The 15,782-nt window shown below is 59.9% G+C and carries 19 protein-coding genes; 16 read left to right on the forward strand and 3 right to left on the reverse strand.

Going from position 1 to position 15,782, the window contains the following annotated elements:
* Positions 1–2 precede the first annotated feature (2 nt).
* The 3 genes from miaB to dapF are packed head-to-tail and all read left to right on the forward strand — an operon-like array spanning position 3 to position 3,487.
* Positions 3–1,556, forward strand: a complete 1,554-nt coding sequence (miaB, locus tag I6E73_RS14335) for a tRNA (N6-isopentenyl adenosine(37)-C2)-methylthiotransferase MiaB (protein WP_197126586.1) — start codon at positions 3–5, stop codon at positions 1,554–1,556.
* 7 nt (positions 1,557–1,563) lie between these two features.
* Complete coding sequence (gene miaA, locus I6E73_RS14340; RefSeq protein ID WP_197126588.1) at positions 1,564–2,622, forward strand: tRNA (adenosine(37)-N6)-dimethylallyltransferase MiaA; 1,059 nt, start codon at positions 1,564–1,566, stop codon at positions 2,620–2,622.
* Positions 2,609–3,487 (forward strand): diaminopimelate epimerase, encoded by an 879-nt coding sequence (gene dapF / locus I6E73_RS14345; protein WP_197108697.1) that lies wholly within the window; start codon positions 2,609–2,611, stop codon positions 3,485–3,487. The genes miaA and dapF overlap by 14 nt, the downstream gene beginning before the upstream one ends.
* Positions 3,488–3,525: 38 nt before the next feature.
* Here dapF and I6E73_RS14350 read toward each other — a convergent pair whose 3' ends face one another.
* Positions 3,526–4,161 carry a class I SAM-dependent methyltransferase gene (locus I6E73_RS14350; protein ID WP_197108695.1) on the reverse strand — a complete coding sequence of 212 codons (636 nt, stop codon included), beginning with the start codon at positions 4,159–4,161 and terminating at the stop codon, positions 3,526–3,528.
* 41 nt (positions 4,162–4,202) lie between these two features.
* Here I6E73_RS14350 and hflX point away from each other — a divergent pair, with 41 nt between their 5' ends.
* Positions 4,203–5,762, forward strand: a complete 1,560-nt coding sequence (hflX, locus tag I6E73_RS14355) for a GTPase HflX (RefSeq protein WP_197126590.1) — start codon at positions 4,203–4,205, stop codon at positions 5,760–5,762.
* 80 nt (positions 5,763–5,842) lie between these two features.
* On the opposite strand, the gene lexA is transcribed toward hflX, so the two are convergent.
* Complete coding sequence (gene lexA / locus I6E73_RS14360) at positions 5,843–6,532, reverse strand: transcriptional repressor LexA (protein ID WP_197126591.1); 690 nt, start codon at positions 6,530–6,532, stop codon at positions 5,843–5,845.
* 231 nt (positions 6,533–6,763) lie between these two features.
* Here lexA and I6E73_RS14365 point away from each other — a divergent pair, with 231 nt between their 5' ends.
* From I6E73_RS14365 to I6E73_RS14390, 6 genes are all read left to right on the forward strand, one after another.
* Positions 6,764–7,129: a LysM peptidoglycan-binding domain-containing protein gene (locus tag I6E73_RS14365; protein WP_231601034.1), complete on the forward strand. Its 366-nt coding sequence runs from the start codon at positions 6,764–6,766 to the stop codon at positions 7,127–7,129.
* A gap of 71 nt (positions 7,130–7,200) precedes the next feature.
* The gene (locus I6E73_RS14370) at positions 7,201–8,289 is read left to right on the forward strand and encodes a histidinol-phosphate transaminase (RefSeq protein WP_197126593.1); all 1,089 of its coding nucleotides are present in this window, start codon (positions 7,201–7,203) and stop codon (positions 8,287–8,289) included.
* A complete protein-coding gene (hisB, locus tag I6E73_RS14375; protein WP_197110599.1) occupies positions 8,286–8,891 on the forward strand; it encodes an imidazoleglycerol-phosphate dehydratase HisB in 606 nt (201 codons plus the stop codon). The genes I6E73_RS14370 and hisB overlap by 4 nt, the downstream gene beginning before the upstream one ends.
* 1 nt (position 8,892) lies before the next feature.
* Complete coding sequence (hisH, locus tag I6E73_RS14380; protein ID WP_197108664.1) at positions 8,893–9,525, forward strand: imidazole glycerol phosphate synthase subunit HisH; 633 nt, start codon at positions 8,893–8,895, stop codon at positions 9,523–9,525.
* A 79-nt stretch (positions 9,526–9,604) separates the two neighbouring features.
* Positions 9,605–10,354, forward strand: a complete 750-nt coding sequence (priA, locus tag I6E73_RS14385; protein ID WP_197108662.1) for a bifunctional 1-(5-phosphoribosyl)-5-((5-phosphoribosylamino)methylideneamino)imidazole-4-carboxamide isomerase/phosphoribosylanthranilate isomerase PriA — start codon at positions 9,605–9,607, stop codon at positions 10,352–10,354.
* 71 nt (positions 10,355–10,425) lie between these two features.
* Positions 10,426–11,202, forward strand: coding sequence for an SseB family protein (locus tag I6E73_RS14390; protein WP_197126595.1), 777 nt, complete (start codon positions 10,426–10,428; stop codon positions 11,200–11,202).
* A gap of 37 nt (positions 11,203–11,239) precedes the next feature.
* Here I6E73_RS14390 and I6E73_RS14395 read toward each other — a convergent pair whose 3' ends face one another.
* The gene (locus I6E73_RS14395) at positions 11,240–11,590 is read right to left on the reverse strand and encodes a DUF1844 domain-containing protein (RefSeq protein WP_197126597.1); all 351 of its coding nucleotides are present in this window, start codon (positions 11,588–11,590) and stop codon (positions 11,240–11,242) included.
* 212 nt (positions 11,591–11,802) lie between these two features.
* On the opposite strand from I6E73_RS14395, the gene infC reads away from it, so the two are divergent.
* From infC to I6E73_RS14425, 6 genes are all read left to right on the forward strand, one after another.
* Complete coding sequence (infC, locus tag I6E73_RS14400) at positions 11,803–12,516, forward strand: translation initiation factor IF-3 (protein ID WP_197126645.1); 714 nt, start codon at positions 11,803–11,805, stop codon at positions 12,514–12,516.
* Positions 12,509–12,703: a 50S ribosomal protein L35 gene (gene rpmI, locus I6E73_RS14405; RefSeq protein ID WP_197108656.1), complete on the forward strand. Its 195-nt coding sequence runs from the start codon at positions 12,509–12,511 to the stop codon at positions 12,701–12,703. The genes infC and rpmI overlap by 8 nt, the downstream gene beginning before the upstream one ends.
* Positions 12,704–12,721: 18 nt before the next feature.
* Positions 12,722–13,108, forward strand: coding sequence for a 50S ribosomal protein L20 (rplT, locus tag I6E73_RS14410; RefSeq protein WP_197126598.1), 387 nt, complete (start codon positions 12,722–12,724; stop codon positions 13,106–13,108).
* Positions 13,109–13,213: 105 nt separating this feature from the next.
* A complete protein-coding gene (locus I6E73_RS14415; RefSeq protein ID WP_197126600.1) occupies positions 13,214–14,017 on the forward strand; it encodes an RNA methyltransferase in 804 nt (267 codons plus the stop codon).
* 92 nt (positions 14,018–14,109) lie between these two features.
* A complete protein-coding gene (locus I6E73_RS14420; RefSeq protein WP_197126602.1) occupies positions 14,110–14,862 on the forward strand; it encodes an amino acid ABC transporter ATP-binding protein in 753 nt (250 codons plus the stop codon).
* A 38-nt stretch (positions 14,863–14,900) separates the two neighbouring features.
* Entirely contained in the window at positions 14,901–15,770 is an 870-nt protein-coding gene (locus I6E73_RS14425) for a glutamate ABC transporter substrate-binding protein (protein WP_197126605.1), read from the forward strand.
* The last annotated feature ends 12 nt before the right edge of the window (positions 15,771–15,782 follow it).

A 15,782-nucleotide genomic window follows, 5' to 3' on the forward strand; every position in this document is an offset into this window, starting at 1 on the left:
ACATGATTGACGAAAAACTGGCGACCCCGCGCAGCTACGAAGTGCGCACCTACGGGTGCCAGATGAACGTGCACGATTCAGAACGACTGAGCGGCTCGCTCGAAGCCGCTGGCTACGTGCGAGCGACTGAAGGCCAAGCGGACGTCGTTGTCATCAACACGTGTGCCGTTCGCGAGAATGCCGACAACAAGCTGTACGGCAACCTCGGCATGTTGGCGAGCGTTAAGAAAGAGCACGACGGCATGCAAATTGCTGTCGGCGGCTGTCTTGCTCAAAAGGATCAGGGCGTCATCCTCGAGAAAGCTCCGTGGGTTGATGTCGTCTTCGGCACCCACAACATGGGCTCACTGCCCACACTGCTCGAACGGGCCCGCCACAACGAAGAAGCCCAACTCGAGATCCTCGAATCGCTCGACGTTTTTCCCTCGACTTTGCCCACCCGACGTGAATCAACCCACAGCGCGTGGGTGTCGATCTCTGTCGGCTGCAACAACACCTGCACATTCTGCATCGTTCCCACGCTCCGCGGCAAAGAGAAAGACCGTCGCCCAGGCGAGATTCTCGCCGAAGTGCAAGCGGTAGTCGATGACGGCGCTACCGAAATCACGCTCCTCGGTCAAAACGTGAACTCCTATGGTGTCGAATTTGGCGACCGCCAAGCGTTCAGTAAACTGCTGCGCGCCACGGGCTCCATCGAAGGCCTTGAACGCGTCAGGTTCACCAGCCCGCACCCCGCAGCATTCACCGACGATGTTATCGACGCGATGGCGGAAACTCCGAATGTGATGCCGCAGCTTCACATGCCGCTCCAATCAGGCTCCGACCGCATCCTCAAAGCGATGCGCCGCAGTTACCGTTCGACCAAGTTCCTCGGCATCCTTGAGCGAGTGCGGGCGCAAATGCCTCACGCCGCGATCACGACCGACATCATCGTGGGATTCCCCGGTGAGACCGAGGAAGACTTCCAAGACACCCTGCGTGTGGTTGAAGAATCACGTTTCGCCTCGGCGTACACCTTCCAATACTCAATTCGTCCCGGAACTCCCGCGGCCACCATGGAAGACCAGATTCCTAAAGAGGTCGTGCAAGAGCGCTTTGAGCGCCTCGCTGCCCTTCAGGACAGGATCTCTCGCGAAGAAAATGACAAGCAGATCGGCCGCACCGTCGAGGTGATGGCGACCGCGATGGAAGGCCGCAAGCAGTCAGAAACTGCGCGACTCTCTGGCCGCGCTGAAGACTCTCGACTCGTGCACTTCAACATTCCGGAGGGCAGCGCTACGCCGCGCCCCGGTGACGTCGTGACACTCACGATCACCGAAGCTGCGGCGTTCCACCTCGTTGCCGACACCGAACCCGGGGGAGTGCTCAACATTCGTCGTACTCGTGCGGGAGATGCCTGGGACCGTGCCGAGGCAGCGTCGTGTGGTGTCCCCACGGGCGCAGGCACAAGCACAGGCGCAGGTGCAGCAGACGCGAGTCCACGTGTATCGCTCGGTCTGCCCACGATCCGTGTCGCTACGACACCGATCTATGACCCCAGCGATTCCCTTCGCTAAGCAAGAAATGGCACAACCACCGCATGTCAAGCGCGAGCAGTCTGAACTGACCGCGTCGGGGGAAGTTTCTGCTCGTCCTGACCGGCCCGGCTCCGCGCCCGACCCGACACTTGCCAGCGACACCGCCGCTGCGTTCCCGCTCGTCGTGGTCGTCGGCGCGACGGGTACAGGTAAGTCTGAACTCTCCTTGAACGTCGCGGACGGTCTTGCGCGTCAGGGCATCTCCTCCGAGATCGTCAACGCCGACGCCATGCAGCTGTATCGGGGCATGGATATCGGCACAGCGAAGCTGCCTCTCGACCAGCGCCGCGGCATCCCACACCATCTGCTTGATGCGCTCGACCCCACCGACGACGCCAGCGTTGCTCAGTACCAGACGGATGCGCGGCGAATCATTCGGCAAATCCAGAGCGCCGGGCGCGTGCCGATCATGGTTGGCGGCTCGGGACTCTACGTTTCGAGCGTGATCCACGACTTCCAATTTCCTGCCCGAGACCCGGATGTTCGCGCGCGTCTTGAAGCCGAACTCGACGAGCTGGGTGTTGGTCTTCTGTTTCAGCGCCTTCAACAGCTCGACGCGGCAGCCGCGCACTCGATCGGCGCGAGCAATGGGCGGCGTATCGTTCGGGCCCTCGAGGTGATTGAGATTACGGGCGAGCCGTTCGGCGCCGGGCTTCCCGAAGAGAAAAAACTATGGACTCCCGCGCATATTTTTGGCGTAGCTGCGCCTCGAGATGAACTTGTTCCAAGGCTCAACGCCCGCGTGCAGCAGATGTGGGACTCTGGGTTGCTCGATGAGGTTCGTGAGCTTCGTCCGCGCGGGCTGGGCGTCACCGCCGCTCGCGCTATCGGTTATGCCCAGGCGATCGAGCAGTTGGACGGCACGCTCACTGAGGCAGACGCGATCGAGCAGACGGCCGCCCTCACGCGCCGCTATGCGCGTCGTCAGGTGGGCTGGTTCAAGCGCTACGACCACTGTCATTGGCTGCAGTATGACGATCCCGAGCGGGCAGAGCGCGCTCTGTCGATCGTGATGGGGGAGAATGGAACGCATGGCAACGCTTAACTTCACTAAAGGTCAGGGAACTGGCAACGACTTCGTGCTGTTTTCTGATCCGGACGGTGAGATTGATCTCACCCCGAAGCAGGTTGCGGCCATTTGCGATCGTCACTTTGGTGTGGGCGCCGATGGAATCATCCGCGCCGTCCGGTCCCGCAATCTCGACGCGGGCGCTGCGGCTCTTGCCGAAGATGCCGACGCCGAGTGGTTCATGGACTACCGCAACGCCGACGGCAGCATCTCCGAGATGTGTGGCAACGGCATCCGTGTCTACGCGGAGTACCTCGCTAATGAGGGTTTTGTTGATTTCGAGCCCGGTGACACTTTGCCGATCGGTACGCGCAGCGGGGTGCGCGATGTTCAGCGCAACATGGCCGGCTATCAGGTCGATATGGGCCGTTGGGCTCTTGACGGCGGAGAACCGCTTGTGCGGGCCAAGGAGCTTGATGTTGCCCGTCCGGGGCTCGGTATCAACGTGGGTAACCCGCACGTGGTTGTCGCTCTCGCTGAAGAATCCGAGCTTGATGGGGCTGACCTCAACTACACTCCCGTGATTGATCCTGTGCCCGAAAACGGCGCAAATGTTGAATTCGTGGTGCCGGCCGAGCCACTCGTCAAAGACGGTGTTGGTTCGATCCGGATGCGCGTGCATGAGCGCGGCAGTGGCGAAACGTTGTCGTGTGGCACGGGTGCGGTCGCCGCGGCTCTCGCTATTCGGCATTACGCCGGAGCGAGCGCTCCCCACCAGTGGCGGGTCACCGTTCCCGGCGGAACCGTTGTTGTTCGCATGTTCCCGACCGAGGATGGCGAACACGTGTCGCTGAGCGGTCCGGCCGAGCTCGTTTACACTGGCAGCCTCGAACTCGCTTAGCGAGCCCCTGAAGGCCGCTCACGGCCCTTTGCTGCAGCCTAGGCGTCAGCGTCGTCGAGCGTGGCAGCGTGGTGCCGCGCCCGCAGTAGCCGGTAGCCCTTGTTGGTTGCGGCGCGTGTGAAACTGAAGTCGTCGGGGAAGGTTGCTTCCATCCACCGGTGGAGGGAATCCGATCCGAGGTTCTTTTGTACAACCAGCCAAGCGTCGGCGTCTTCTTCGAGTCGGGGCAGCCAGGTCTGGAGAATGTTGTGCAACTCGTTCTTGCCGACGCGGATGGGCGGGTTCGACCAAATAGACATAAACGTTATGTCTTCGGGAACATCTGCGGGCAAAACCGCGTTAATGTTGGGTATGGACAATTTTTCGGCGTTTGCGCGTACAAGATCCAGTGCGCGCTCGTTGACGTCCACCGCCCACACCGTTGCATGAGGTGACTCGAGGGCAAGGGTGAGCGCCATCGGTCCCCAGCCGCAACCGAGGTCAAGCAGGTTTCCTCCCGGGGGAGGAGCGGGCACGTTCGCCAGTAGAACCTTGGTTCCAGCGTCGATCCGTTCCGGACTGAAGATCCCATTTGACGTGACAAGTTCGCGTTCGAGACCAGCAATGGTCGCGTGAATCGTCCGCAATTTGAGATCACTCTCGGGTGATGACGAGAAGTAATGCTCGTTAGCCATGCACAGAACTTACCGAAAACTAGAGAAGTAGGGTTAACCCAATGACGCGAAACACGACAGAAACCAGTATCGAGGCCTCCAACGGCGACGACGCCGAGCGTTCCGTCGACCGTGTTCTGGCCGCAGAAAGCTCCGACCATGCCGCAGTGACGCGCTTCGGTTCCGAAGGAGCAGGCAAATCTGGCGCTCAGGCGCTGCAATCGGATGCTCACTATGAGTCCGATCGCGATGGTGACCAGTTCGATCGCGAGGATCGCCACGCCCTGAAGCGGGTGGCAGGTCTATCGACCGAACTTGATGACGTCACTGAGGTTGAATACCGCCAGCTGCGCATCGAGAACGTAGTGCTCATCGGTATTTACGGGCAGGGAAACCTGCGCGAGGCCGAGAACTCGCTTCGCGAGCTTTCTGCGCTAGCCGAGACTGCGGGCGCCGTCGTGCTTGACGGCCTCCTGCAGCGCCGTAGCCACCCCGACCCGAGCACGTACCTGGGCAAGGGCAAGGCGCGTGAGCTGAAGGACGTGGTGGCCGCGACCGGCGCCGATACCGTGATCGCCGATACCGAGCTTGCTCCCAGCCAGCGGCGCGCTCTTGAAGACGTTGTGGGTGTCAAGGTCATCGACCGCACTGCGGTAATTCTTGACATCTTCAGCCAGCACGCGACGAGCCGCGAGGGCAAGGCCCAGGTGGAGCTCGCTCAAATGGAGTACTTGCTTCCCCGTCTGCGTGGTTGGGGTGAATCGATGTCCCGCCAGGCTGGTGGCCAGGTCGGTGGTGCGGGTGCCGGCATGGGTAGCCGTGGCCCCGGTGAGACCAAGATTGAGCTCGATCGTCGCCGTATCCACACGCGGATGGCGCGCCTGCGCAAGCAAATCAAGGGCTTTGCGCCGGCGCGTGAAGCGAAGCGGGCAAATCGTGATCGCTTTGAGGTTCCGAGTGTGGCGATCGCGGGCTATACGAACGCCGGCAAGTCGAGCCTGTTGAACCGGCTGACGCGCGCGGGTGTGCTCGTCGAGAACGCGCTGTTCGCGACCCTCGACGCCACCGTGCGCAAGTCGGCAACTGCCGATGGTCGGCTGTACACGTTGAGTGACACGGTTGGTTTCGTGCGCAACTTGCCGCATCAGCTGGTGGAAGCTTTCCGTTCGACGCTCGAAGAGATCGGTCAGTCCGATGTCATCGTGCACGTTGTCGACGCGTCGCATCCTGATCCTGGCGCTCAGCTCGCCACGGTGCGCGATGTTATTGGCGAACTCGGCGCGCGTGACATTCCCGAGATCGTTGTTTTCAACAAGAGCGATCTTGCGGATGACGATCAGCGTCTGTTGATTCGTGGCCTGGAGCCGACCGGAATCTTTGTTTCGGCCCGGTCGGGCGAGGGCATCGACGAACTCAATGCGCGCATCGCGGAACTTCTGCCTTCTCCCGAGATCGAGGTGACTCTGCTCGTGCCGTATGACCGTGGCGAGGTCATTTCGCGTCTCCACGTGCAGGGTCGAGTGATCTCGACCGATTACCGCGAAGAGGGCACGCTGGTTACCGCGTTGGTTCACCCGGCGCGAGTTCCAGAGATCGAAGAGTTCGTTTCGAAGCAGGTTTAGTGGGGCGTCGGCGTCGTCCGATAGTGGGATGACGCCGACCTCACGGCCTGCGAGGCCACGGCAGGTGTTGTGATCGTGCGCTAGAGCGCGCGCAGCACCGTTACTACTTTGCCAAGCACTTGGGCGTAGTCACCGAGGATCGGCTCGAAGTTTGAGTTACGCGGCAATAGCCACGTGTGGCCGTCTCGTTGACGAAACACCTTCACGGTTGCTTCTTCGTCAAGCATCGCGGCGACAATATCGCCGTTCTCGGCAGTTTGCTGTTGACGCACGACCACCCAGTCGCCATCGCAGATAGCGGCATCGATCATGGAATCTCCCACGACCTTCAGCATGAAAAGTTCGCCCTTGCCCACAAGCTGACGGGGGAGCGGGAACACTTCTTCAACGTGCTGCTCGGCCGTGATGGGGATTCCGGCGGCGATGCGACCGACAAGCGGGACCATTGCTGCGTCGCCCATTGACGGGCTGATCGTGCTGGATTCGTCGACGGCGTTGGGAACGTCGATAAGAACTTCGATGGCGCGGGGACGATTGGGGTCGCGGCGCACGTAGCCACTGAGCTCGAGCTGGTTGAGCTGGTGGGTAACGCTCGACAGTGAAGAGAGTCCGACGGCATCGCCGATCTCGCGCATGCTCGGCGGGTACCCCTGGGTAGCGACTGCTCGCTGAATCATCTCGAGGATCGCCTGCTGCTTAGCGCTCAGGCTGGTGCGCCGCCGTGTTCCGCGCTCGGAAACGTCGTCACGGGGTGCTCTTGCGTCAGTCACGGAGTCCTCTGTTTCTGCCACCGACGATTCCAATGTCAGTGGCTCATTCGAAACTGTATCCGCAGAAGGGGCCAAAATCAAACATTTGTTCGAGTGTCGAGAGCAAATGTCAGTGGCTTCTTCGAATATCTACTTGATATTCGAACTATTCGAATGTATGTTCGGAACACAACTTCGCATCCGGTTCTCCCGGCCGAGAGCCGGATGCGATACCACCCCCACGAGGAGCGAATGATGTCTACTGCTGTGATTGCACCTAACGCGGCTGTCCGTGCACGGCAGTCCGCACCGCGTCTTCGCCTCACCACGCGTGGTCGCGTCGTCCTTATGACTCTGGCGGCCACGCCGTTGGTTATCGCGGCCCTTCTTATCTCGCTCAACAGCGGCGGCGCTGCTGCGACTCTCGAGTCCAACGAGAACGCCTTCGTCTATGTCGATGTCGCGGCGGGCCAGTCCCTGTGGAACATCGCCGAGCAGCACGCCCCGGGTCACGACCCGCGCGAGGTTGTTGCCCAGTTGATCGAAGTGAACCAGATGTCGTCAGCAGACATCTTCGCGGGTCAAGAGCTCGCGATCCCCGCTAGCTTCTCCAACTAGCCTTCCCAGCTCCGCCGGCATCACCACGGCCACGGCATCCGGCCACAGCCTGTTCCTCTACCATTGGTGGAGTGACTTCGCTATCAGATCTCCCCATTCGTGATGACCTCCGGGGTCTCACTCCCTACGGTGCACCAACCGATCCGGTTCGCATCCAGCTGAACGTCAACGAGAACACGCATCCGATTCCGGAAGCGGTTGCGACCGACATTGTTATGGCTCTTGCTGGCGCAGTGATGAACGCCAACCGCTATCCCGACCGCGAATTCACTGAACTCCGCGAATCTCTTGCGGCCTACCTCGGTCACGGCCTTACTGCCGACAATATGTGGGCGGCCAATGGTTCCAACGAAGTGCTTCAGCAGACGCTGCAGGCGTTCGGCGGGCCAGGTCGCCGCGTGCTTGGCTTCCCGCCCACCTATTCGATGCACTCCATCATTGCTTCGGGCACCGGCACCGAGTGGGTCACGGCACCGCGCGATCCCGCCTACGACATCACGCCAGAGAACGTCGTCGCCGCAATCGCTGAGCACTCACCTGACGTCGTCTTTCTCTGTTCCCCTAACAACCCCACCGGCACCCCCGTTAGCAACGACACGATCGTGGCCGCCTACGACGCGACTGATGGCATCGTGCTCGTCGACGAAGCGTATGCCGAGTTCTCTGATCGCGAATCGGCTCTGGCGCTCCTTGAGGGGCGCCCGCGACTTCTCGTGTCCCGCACGATGAGCAAGGCATTCGCCTTCGCCGGCGCGCGAGTCGGTTACCTCGCCGCTGACCCCGCAATTGCGGATGCCCTGCGTTTGGTGCGACTTCCGTACCACCTGTCGGCGCTCACACAGGCGGCAGCCGTAGCAGCGCTGGCCCACGCGCCGGAAATGCTCGCCATGGTCAATGAGATCAAGGCGCAGCGTAACCGCATGAGTGCTGGACTTGAAGCATTGGGATTCACCCCAGTTCCCAGTGAGTCCAACTTCGTATTGTTCGGCAACGTTGCTGACCCTCAGGAACTGTTCCATAAGCTCCTCATCCAGGACATCCTGATCCGTGACGTCGGCATTCCGCATCACTTGCGAGTCACCGCCGGCACCGAAGAGGAAACCACCGCATTCTTGGATGCGATGGCCGACCTCCAGACGCTCGGTAGAGTTGAACAATGACCTCACAGCGCACCGCGACGATTACGCGTGAAACCAGCGAGTCGAGCATCGAGCTTTCGATCAATCTCGACGGCACTGGCACCTCATCCATTGACACGAGCGTGCCCTTTTACGACCACATGCTTACGGCGTTCTCGAAGCACTCGCTGATCGACCTCACCGTCAAAGCCACTGGTGACACCCACATTGACGTGCACCACACGGTTGAAGACATCGGCATTGCGCTCGGTATGGCTATCAAGCAAGCACTTGGCACCAAGGCTGGCATTTCGCGCTACGGCGACGCTCTCGTCCCGCTCGATGAAGCACTCGTTCGCGCCGTTGTCGATGTCTCCGGTCGCCCCTACCTTGTTCACACGGGAGAGCCTGCGGGTTTTGAGATGCACCTCATCGGTGGTCACTTCACGGGCTCTATGGTGCGTCACGTGTTTGAGGCAATCAGCTACAACGCGGGTATCACCGTGCACGTAACAGTTCTGGGCGGGCGTGACCCGCACCACATTGCTGAGGCAGAGTTCAAGGCCTTCGCTCGCGCGATGCGTGCAGCGGTGGAGCCGGATGCGCGGGTAACGGGCATTCCGTCGACGAAGGGTGCGCTCTAGAGTGGTTGCTCCTTCGGTTGTCATCCTTGATTACGGTTCCGGCAACATTCATTCGGCGGCGAAGGCTCTCGAGGCTGCTGGTGCGAACGTGCGTCTGAGTGCGGATCGCTCTGTCGCTGAAGCCGCCGACGGGCTCCTCGTGCCGGGCGTTGGCGCTTTCGCAGCGGTGATGTCGGCGCTCGAGTCCGTGCGCGGTGGCGCGATCATCGAGAAGCGCCTCACGGGCAGTCGGCCGGTTATGGGCATCTGTGTCGGGATGCAGGTGCTCTTCGCTTCGGGCGACGAACACGGAATTCAGACCGATGGCCTTAATGAGTGGCCGGGTGTTGTAGAAAAGTTACCCGCTCCGGTTTTGCCTCACATGGGGTGGAATACCGTCGAAACTCCCGAAGATACGACGCTGTTCGATTCGGTGCGGGATGAGCGTTTCTATTTCGTGCACTCCTATGCCGCACAGCAGTGGACGCTTGACGTTCAACCGCCTTTTCCGCAGCCAAAGCTCACCTGGGCAGACCACGGCGGGCGCTTCTTGGCCGCTGTCGAAAACGGACCTTTGACTGCCACTCAATTTCACCCGGAGAAGTCGGGCGAAGCTGGAATCCGACTGCTAGGCAACTGGTTGAAGACCCTCTGATTTTGCGCGTGTTCTGCGTGCACTAGTATCGGATGCTTGTGCGCGGCGTTCCGCGGTCAGGTCTTTAGAGAGCGTATCTATGAGCGAGTTCAACAAAACCCCCGGTCTTACCCTGCTTCCGGCAGTGGATGTAGCCGACGGCAAGGCCGTGCGCCTCACACAGGGCGAGGCAGGCACTGAGAAGAGCTACGGCGACCCGTGCGCTGCGGCTCACGATTGGGTCGATCAGGGTGCCGAGTGGATCCACCTTGTGGATCTCGACGCTGCCTTCGGTCGTGGCAACAACCACGCGATGATCAAGAAGGTCATCAAGTCAACGCCCAAGCGCGTCAATATCGAACTTTCGGGCGGCATCCGCGACGACGAGTCGCTGGAAGCAGCTCTTGCCACTGGCGCAAAGCGCATCAATCTGGGCACCGCAGCGTTGGAGAACCCCGAGTGGGCTGCTCACGTCATCGCCGAGTACGGAGAGGCAATTGCTGTCGGCCTCGACGTTCGTGGCACGACGTTGGCTGCTCGTGGTTGGACTCAAGAGGGTGGCGACATCTGGACGGTCCTCGACCGCCTGGAATCTGCCGGATGCTGCCGCTACGTGGTCACTGACGTCACGAAAGACGGCACGCTGCAGGGCCCCAACATTGAATTGCTTCGTCAGGTAATGGAGCGCACGCATCGCCCGGTCATCGCCTCAGGGGGAGTCTCCAGCTTGGACGACCTCATCGAGTTGCGCGAGCTTGTTCCTCAGGGCCTCGAGGGCGCCATCGTCGGCAAGGCTCTCTATGCCAAGGCATTCACGCTCGCTGAAGCCCTCGACGTCTCCTCGCACTAAGCGAATCAACGCGCAGGCGCAGACACCGGAACTGACCGAGCACTGACACGGGAGCTGACATGGGCGACGAAATGAACGCAACAGATTCCGCAGGCGTGCCGTGGGAGGGGCGCTCTTTTGAGCCCAACGCAGCACCGGATGACGATGGCAGCGCTCCTGAAGCGCTCATGGCCACCATCACCCGCTTTCATTCTGGCGTGGGCACTGAGGCCGAGGTTGTTGATCAGGTTCGCGAGTCCCGCCTTCTGATCCCGCTGCTTGCCAAGGCGGGGGAGACGGGGGCGTCCCCCGAGGGCCTCACCATCGATAAGACTCAAGAGCTATCGATCGTAACTGTCACTGGGCCTGATGGTCGCGCCGTGTTACCCGTATTCAGTTCCGTTGAAGCCATGAAGGCGTGGAACCCGGATGCTCGGCCCGTGCCGGCAGCGGGCACTCGTGTGGCGCTTGCGGCCGCGAGCGAAAACACTGATTTGGTGATCATCGATCCGCTCAGCGACAGCGAGTTCATTCTTCGCCGTCCAGCAGTGTGGGCGATCGCGCAGTCTGTTCCGTGGACGCCGAGCTTTTTACGCGCCGATGTGCGCGACGAGTTCGTGGCATCCGCAGAGAGCGAAGAATATGTCGCTGACATTCAGCTACTGGCCGGCGACCCCGGTGCGCGGCTGCATGGCCCCGAGTTGGTCGTTCAGATCGCGATGCGTGAAGGGCTTGACCGCGAGACCTTAGATGCGGTTATGGAGCGGATGCGCGAACGCTGGAGTGCTTCTGAACTCATCGCCCAGTCGGTCGATTCGCTCGCAGTCCAGGTCGTTCGCGCACCAGCGGCCGACTTGCCCACTGCCTGACTTGCCCACCAGCTGAGAGCAACTAGCGGGTGCCGTCTTAGTTGACGGGGCCGGTGTATTTTTCGCCTGGTCCTTTGCCGGGAGCGTCGGGGAACCGTGATTCTTCGCGGAATGCGAGCTGAACCGAGCGGAGTCCGTCGCGCAAGGGCCGCGCGTGGTGGTCGCCGATCTCGGGGGCGGCGGCGGTCACGAGGCCGGCAAGAGCGGTGATCAGTTTGCGGGCCTCGTCGAGGTCCTTCTCTGACTCCGCATCCGGCCCATCAGAAAGGCCGAGTTTTACGGCGGCAGCGCTGAGCATGTGCACGGCGACGGTGTTGATTACCTCGACTGCGGGCACTTCTGAGATGTCGCGTGCTTCATTTGTCTCGTCTGGGGTGGGCTCGCTCATGATGTCCTTCGCTTATTGGGGTTCGCTCTGCTATTCTTATGCAGGCCCGGGGCTCGCCCCGGATACGAAAGTGGAGATTCTCCCACCTGTCAACCGCATATAAGGTTACCGGGTAGTTACACCCCGCACAGTTCGCTGGCGGTGCAGTACGCGTGATTCGTGTTCGAATCAGCGCATTGTTCCGGATGTCGACTGCGCAGCTTTAAAGGGTGATGCAGCATTCGCTGCGTGACGATCCTCTTTCGTGCCACGGCATCCGCCGAACTGCGTTGATCAAACGAATAACGTTTATCTGCGCACCACGAAATGTAAGGAGAACACGCATCAGCGATCCCCGTACCAACGACCGAATCCGAGTCCCTGAGGTCCGTCTTGTCGGACCCGGAGGCGAACAAGTCGGTGTCGTCTCCATTGACGTCGCCCTCAAGCTCGCCCAAGAGGCAGATCTTGATTTGGTCGAGGTAGCTCCCAGCTCTAAGCCTCCCGTTGCCAAGATTATGGATTACGGCAAGTTCAAGTACGAAGAGGCGCAGAAGGCGAAAGAAGCTCGTCGCAACCAGACGAACACGATTCTCAAAGAGGTTCGTTTCCGTCTCAAGATCGACAAGCACGACTACGAAACCAAGCGCAAGCGTGCCGAAGGATTCCTCGCCGGCGGCGACAAGGTCAAAGCAATGATCTTGTTCCGTGGCCGTGAGCAGTCTCGCCCCGATCAGGGTGTGCGTTTGCTTCAGAAGTTTGCCGAAGATGTGTCCGAGTTCGGTTCCATCGAATCGACACCGACTATTGACGGTCGCAACATGGTCATGATTATTGGCCCACACAAGACCAAGGCAACAGCTAAGGCTGAAGCCGAGGCCCGCAAGGTAGCTAACAAGAAGCCTCGTGAGGCAGAAGTTCCAGAGAAAGAGGAGAAAGATGCCTAAGCAGAAGACGCACTCAGGCACCAAGAAGCGTTTCAAGGTCACCGGTAGCGGCAAGGTCATGAAGCAGCAGGCGGGTATGCGACACAACCTCGAGGTTAAGAGCAGCAAGCGTAAGCGTGCGCTCAACCAGGATCAGGTCATTGCGCCGCAGGACGCCAAGACAATCAAGAAGCTTCTCGGTAAGTAAAGGGTTTAGGAATACATCATGGCAAGAGTTAAAAGGGCGGTAAACGCTCACAAGAAGCGTCGGGTAATTCTCGAACGCGCTAAGGGTTACCGCGGCCAGCGTTCGCGTCTGTACCGTAAGGCCAAGGAGCAGGTCACTCACTCCCTCCTCTACGCGTACCGCGACCGTCGCGCCCGCAAGGGTGAGTTCCGTCGTCTCTGGATCCAGCGCATCAACGCTGCCTCGCGCGCAAACGGCCTCACCTACAACCGTCTCATCCAGGGCTTGAACCTTGCTGGTGTGCAGGTTGACCGTCGTATCCTCGCTGACCTTGCGGTCACCGAGCCCGCCACGTTCGCGTCGCTGGTTGCAACCGCTAAGGCTGCACTTCCTGCTGACACGTCGGCACCCCGTTCGGCTGCGTAACTAGCCGCACAACCATTCGTGCAATCGGCACGCTGTAGCGACCAATTTGGTCCCTACAGCGTGCCGATTCTCGTATGTGCGGGGCGCGAGCTTAGGGTTAGTGTCGTGATTGATAACCCGCGCTCGCCACGTGTACGAGCAGTGGCCAAACTTGCAAAGAAGAGCGCCCGGTCTGAGACCGGGCTTTTTCTCTTGGAAGGCCCCCAATCCGTGGCTGAAGCTCTCGAGTTCCGTCCGGATCTCCTGGTTGAGCTTTATGCCACCCCGACCGCTCTTGAACGCCACAGCAACCTCGCTCGTGCCGCCGAAGCAGCGGAGATCGAAATTGAGTTTGTCTCTGAGCAGGTGCTCGAGACAATGGCAGACACCGTGACTCCTCAGGGCATTCTCGCGGTCTGCCGTCAGTTCCCGACGTCGGTCAAAGACCTTCTGTCTGGCGGGCCGAAACTGATCGCGATTCTTGAAGAGGTTCGCGATCCTGGCAATGCTGGCACGATCATTCGTGCAGCGGATGCCGCTGGTGCCGACGGCGTGATTCTTACGGGTCGCAGCGTTGACCTTTACAACCCCAAGGTCGTGCGCGCCACGACGGGATCTCTGTTCCATCTTCCGGTTGCCGTCGGCGCTGAGCTCGAAGCCGTGCTGGAACGAGTCAAGGGCGATGGCATGCGTGTTCTCGCCGCCGATATCAAGGGTGGCGACTTGCTGGCTGCCCGCAACGAAGGTGTTCTTGATAAGCCTTCCGCGTGGTTGTTCGGTAACGAAGCTCGTGGTCTGACTGACGAACATTATGCGTTGGCTGATTGGGTTATTTCGGTGCCAATCTATGGACATGCCGAGTCAATGAATCTGGCGACCGCGGCATCCGTATGCCTCTATGAGAGTGCTTTCGCGCAACGCAGCAACTAATCGACACCGGAGCTCGTGATCTAGTGTCACGACCGTGTTACATCTAGGCGCGTTGTTTGATTCTCGTCGAGAGCATGTGGTTGTCTTGCCATATGGCAGTACAGAGCGGTGAACCTCTGGTCGTGATCGACCATGTCAACAAACATTATGGTGAGCTGCACGTGCTCAAAGACATCTCGACCACGATTAAACGTGGTGAGGTAGTCGTTGTTATTGGGCCGAGTGGTTCGGGAAAGTCCACGCTGTGTCGTGCGATCAACCGGCTCGAGACGATCGATGATGGCACCATCACCATTGACGGCAAGCTGCTCCCCGAAGAGGGATCTGGCCTCGCCAAACTGCGTGCGGACGTCGGTATGGTGTTCCAGTCCTTCAACCTTTTCGCTCATAAGACGATTCTTGAGAACGTCACGCTCGGCCCGCGCCGCGTGCGCAAGGTTTCCAAGGCTGAGGCCGACAAGCACGCGATGGAGCTGCTTGATCGTGTCGGTATCGGCAACCAGGCATCCAAGATGCCGGCCCAGCTTTCTGGTGGACAGCAACAGCGTGTTGCCATCGCTCGTTCACTCGCTATGGACCCCAAGATCATTCTTCTCGATGAGCCAACGTCGGCGCTCGACCCCGAGATGATCAACGAGGTTCTTGACGTCATGGTGCAGCTTGCTAAAGACGGCATGACCATGCTTGTTGTCACCCACGAAATGGGCTTCGCTCGCAAGGCTGCCGACCGTGTCATCTTCATGGCGGATGGCGAAATCGTCGAAGAGGCGGAACCTGAGCAGTTCTTCACCAACCCTCAGTCTCCGAGGGCGCAAGACTTCCTCTCGAAAATCCTTACTCACTAAAACAGCGGGTAATTTCACCACAGCATAAGGAGAAAAATATGAGGCTCAAAAAAGGCCTATCGATCTCTGCTATTGCGCTTGTTGGCCTCCTTGGCTTGAGCGCGTGTGCAGCAGACACCGGTACCACTGACCCCGAGATTGTTGTTCCTGAGTTTGAAGCAGGAACCACCATGGCTGACCTTGCTGACGCTGGCAAGATCACTATCGGAACCAAGTTTGACCAGCCGCTGTTCGGCCTTCAAGGCCCGTCGGGCGAGCCCGTTGGTTTCGACGTAGAAATCGGCAAGATCATTGCTGCTTCGATGGGTATCAGCGAAGACAACATCGAGTGGGTCGAAACGGTTTCCGCTAACCGCGAGACGTTCATCGAGAACGGCACCGTCGACCTCGTTATCGCGACCTACACGATTAACGACAAGCGCAAGGAAGTTATCTCCTTCGCCGGACCGTACTACAACGCGGGCCAGGACATCCTCGTTCTCGAGGGCAACCCCGAGGGCATCACAGGCCCAGAGGACCTCGCGGGTAAGGACGTCTGCAGCGTTGCCGGTTCGACTTCAGAGGCGAACATCGCTGAGTACGGCGTCAATCTCATCACTACAGACACGTACTCGAACTGCCTTGAGCCACTTCGCAGCGGCACAGTCATTGCCGTCACCACGGACAACGTGATTTTGGCTGGACTTGCTGACCAGAATGCTGGCGAGTTCGAAGTTCTCAGCAACCCGTTCACCGAAGAGCCTTACGGCATCGGTCTCGGTCACGACGACGACGCCTTCCGCGACTTCATCAACGATGTGCTCGAAACGTCGTACGACGACGGTTCGTGGGACGCTGCTTGGGAAGAGACTGCAGGCCAGGTCCTGAAGCTCCCGACTCCTCCCGCTGTAGACCGCTACAGCAACTAGTGTCACCGGTGC

The sequence above is a fragment of the Salinibacterium sp. SWN248 genome, assembly GCF_015864575.1.
Taxonomy (GTDB): Bacteria; Actinomycetota; Actinomycetes; order Actinomycetales; family Microbacteriaceae; genus Rhodoglobus.

Coding starts and splice junctions, on each gene's coding strand:
- miaB (WP_197126586.1), top strand. CDS start 3: ATGATTGACGAAAAACTGGCGACCCCGCGCAGCTACGAAGTGCGCACC.
- miaA (WP_197126588.1), top strand. CDS start 1,564: ATGGCACAACCACCGCATGTCAAGCGCGAGCAGTCTGAACTGACCGCG.
- dapF (WP_197108697.1), top strand. CDS start 2,609: ATGGCAACGCTTAACTTCACTAAAGGTCAGGGAACTGGCAACGACTTC.
- I6E73_RS14350 (WP_197108695.1), bottom strand. CDS start 4,161: ATGGCTAACGAGCATTACTTCTCGTCATCACCCGAGAGTGATCTCAAA.
- hflX (WP_197126590.1), top strand. CDS start 4,203: ATGACGCGAAACACGACAGAAACCAGTATCGAGGCCTCCAACGGCGAC.
- I6E73_RS14365 (WP_231601034.1), top strand. CDS start 6,764: ATGATGTCTACTGCTGTGATTGCACCTAACGCGGCTGTCCGTGCACGG.
- hisB (WP_197110599.1), top strand. CDS start 8,286: ATGACCTCACAGCGCACCGCGACGATTACGCGTGAAACCAGCGAGTCG.
- priA (WP_197108662.1), top strand. CDS start 9,605: ATGAGCGAGTTCAACAAAACCCCCGGTCTTACCCTGCTTCCGGCAGTG.
- I6E73_RS14390 (WP_197126595.1), top strand. CDS start 10,426: ATGAACGCAACAGATTCCGCAGGCGTGCCGTGGGAGGGGCGCTCTTTT.
- I6E73_RS14395 (WP_197126597.1), bottom strand. CDS start 11,590: ATGAGCGAGCCCACCCCAGACGAGACAAATGAAGCACGCGACATCTCA.
- infC (WP_197126645.1), top strand. CDS start 11,803: ATGCAGCATTCGCTGCGTGACGATCCTCTTTCGTGCCACGGCATCCGC.
- rpmI (WP_197108656.1), top strand. CDS start 12,509: ATGCCTAAGCAGAAGACGCACTCAGGCACCAAGAAGCGTTTCAAGGTC.
- rplT (WP_197126598.1), top strand. CDS start 12,722: ATGGCAAGAGTTAAAAGGGCGGTAAACGCTCACAAGAAGCGTCGGGTA.
- I6E73_RS14420 (WP_197126602.1), top strand. CDS start 14,110: ATGGCAGTACAGAGCGGTGAACCTCTGGTCGTGATCGACCATGTCAAC.
- I6E73_RS14425 (WP_197126605.1), top strand. CDS start 14,901: ATGAGGCTCAAAAAAGGCCTATCGATCTCTGCTATTGCGCTTGTTGGC.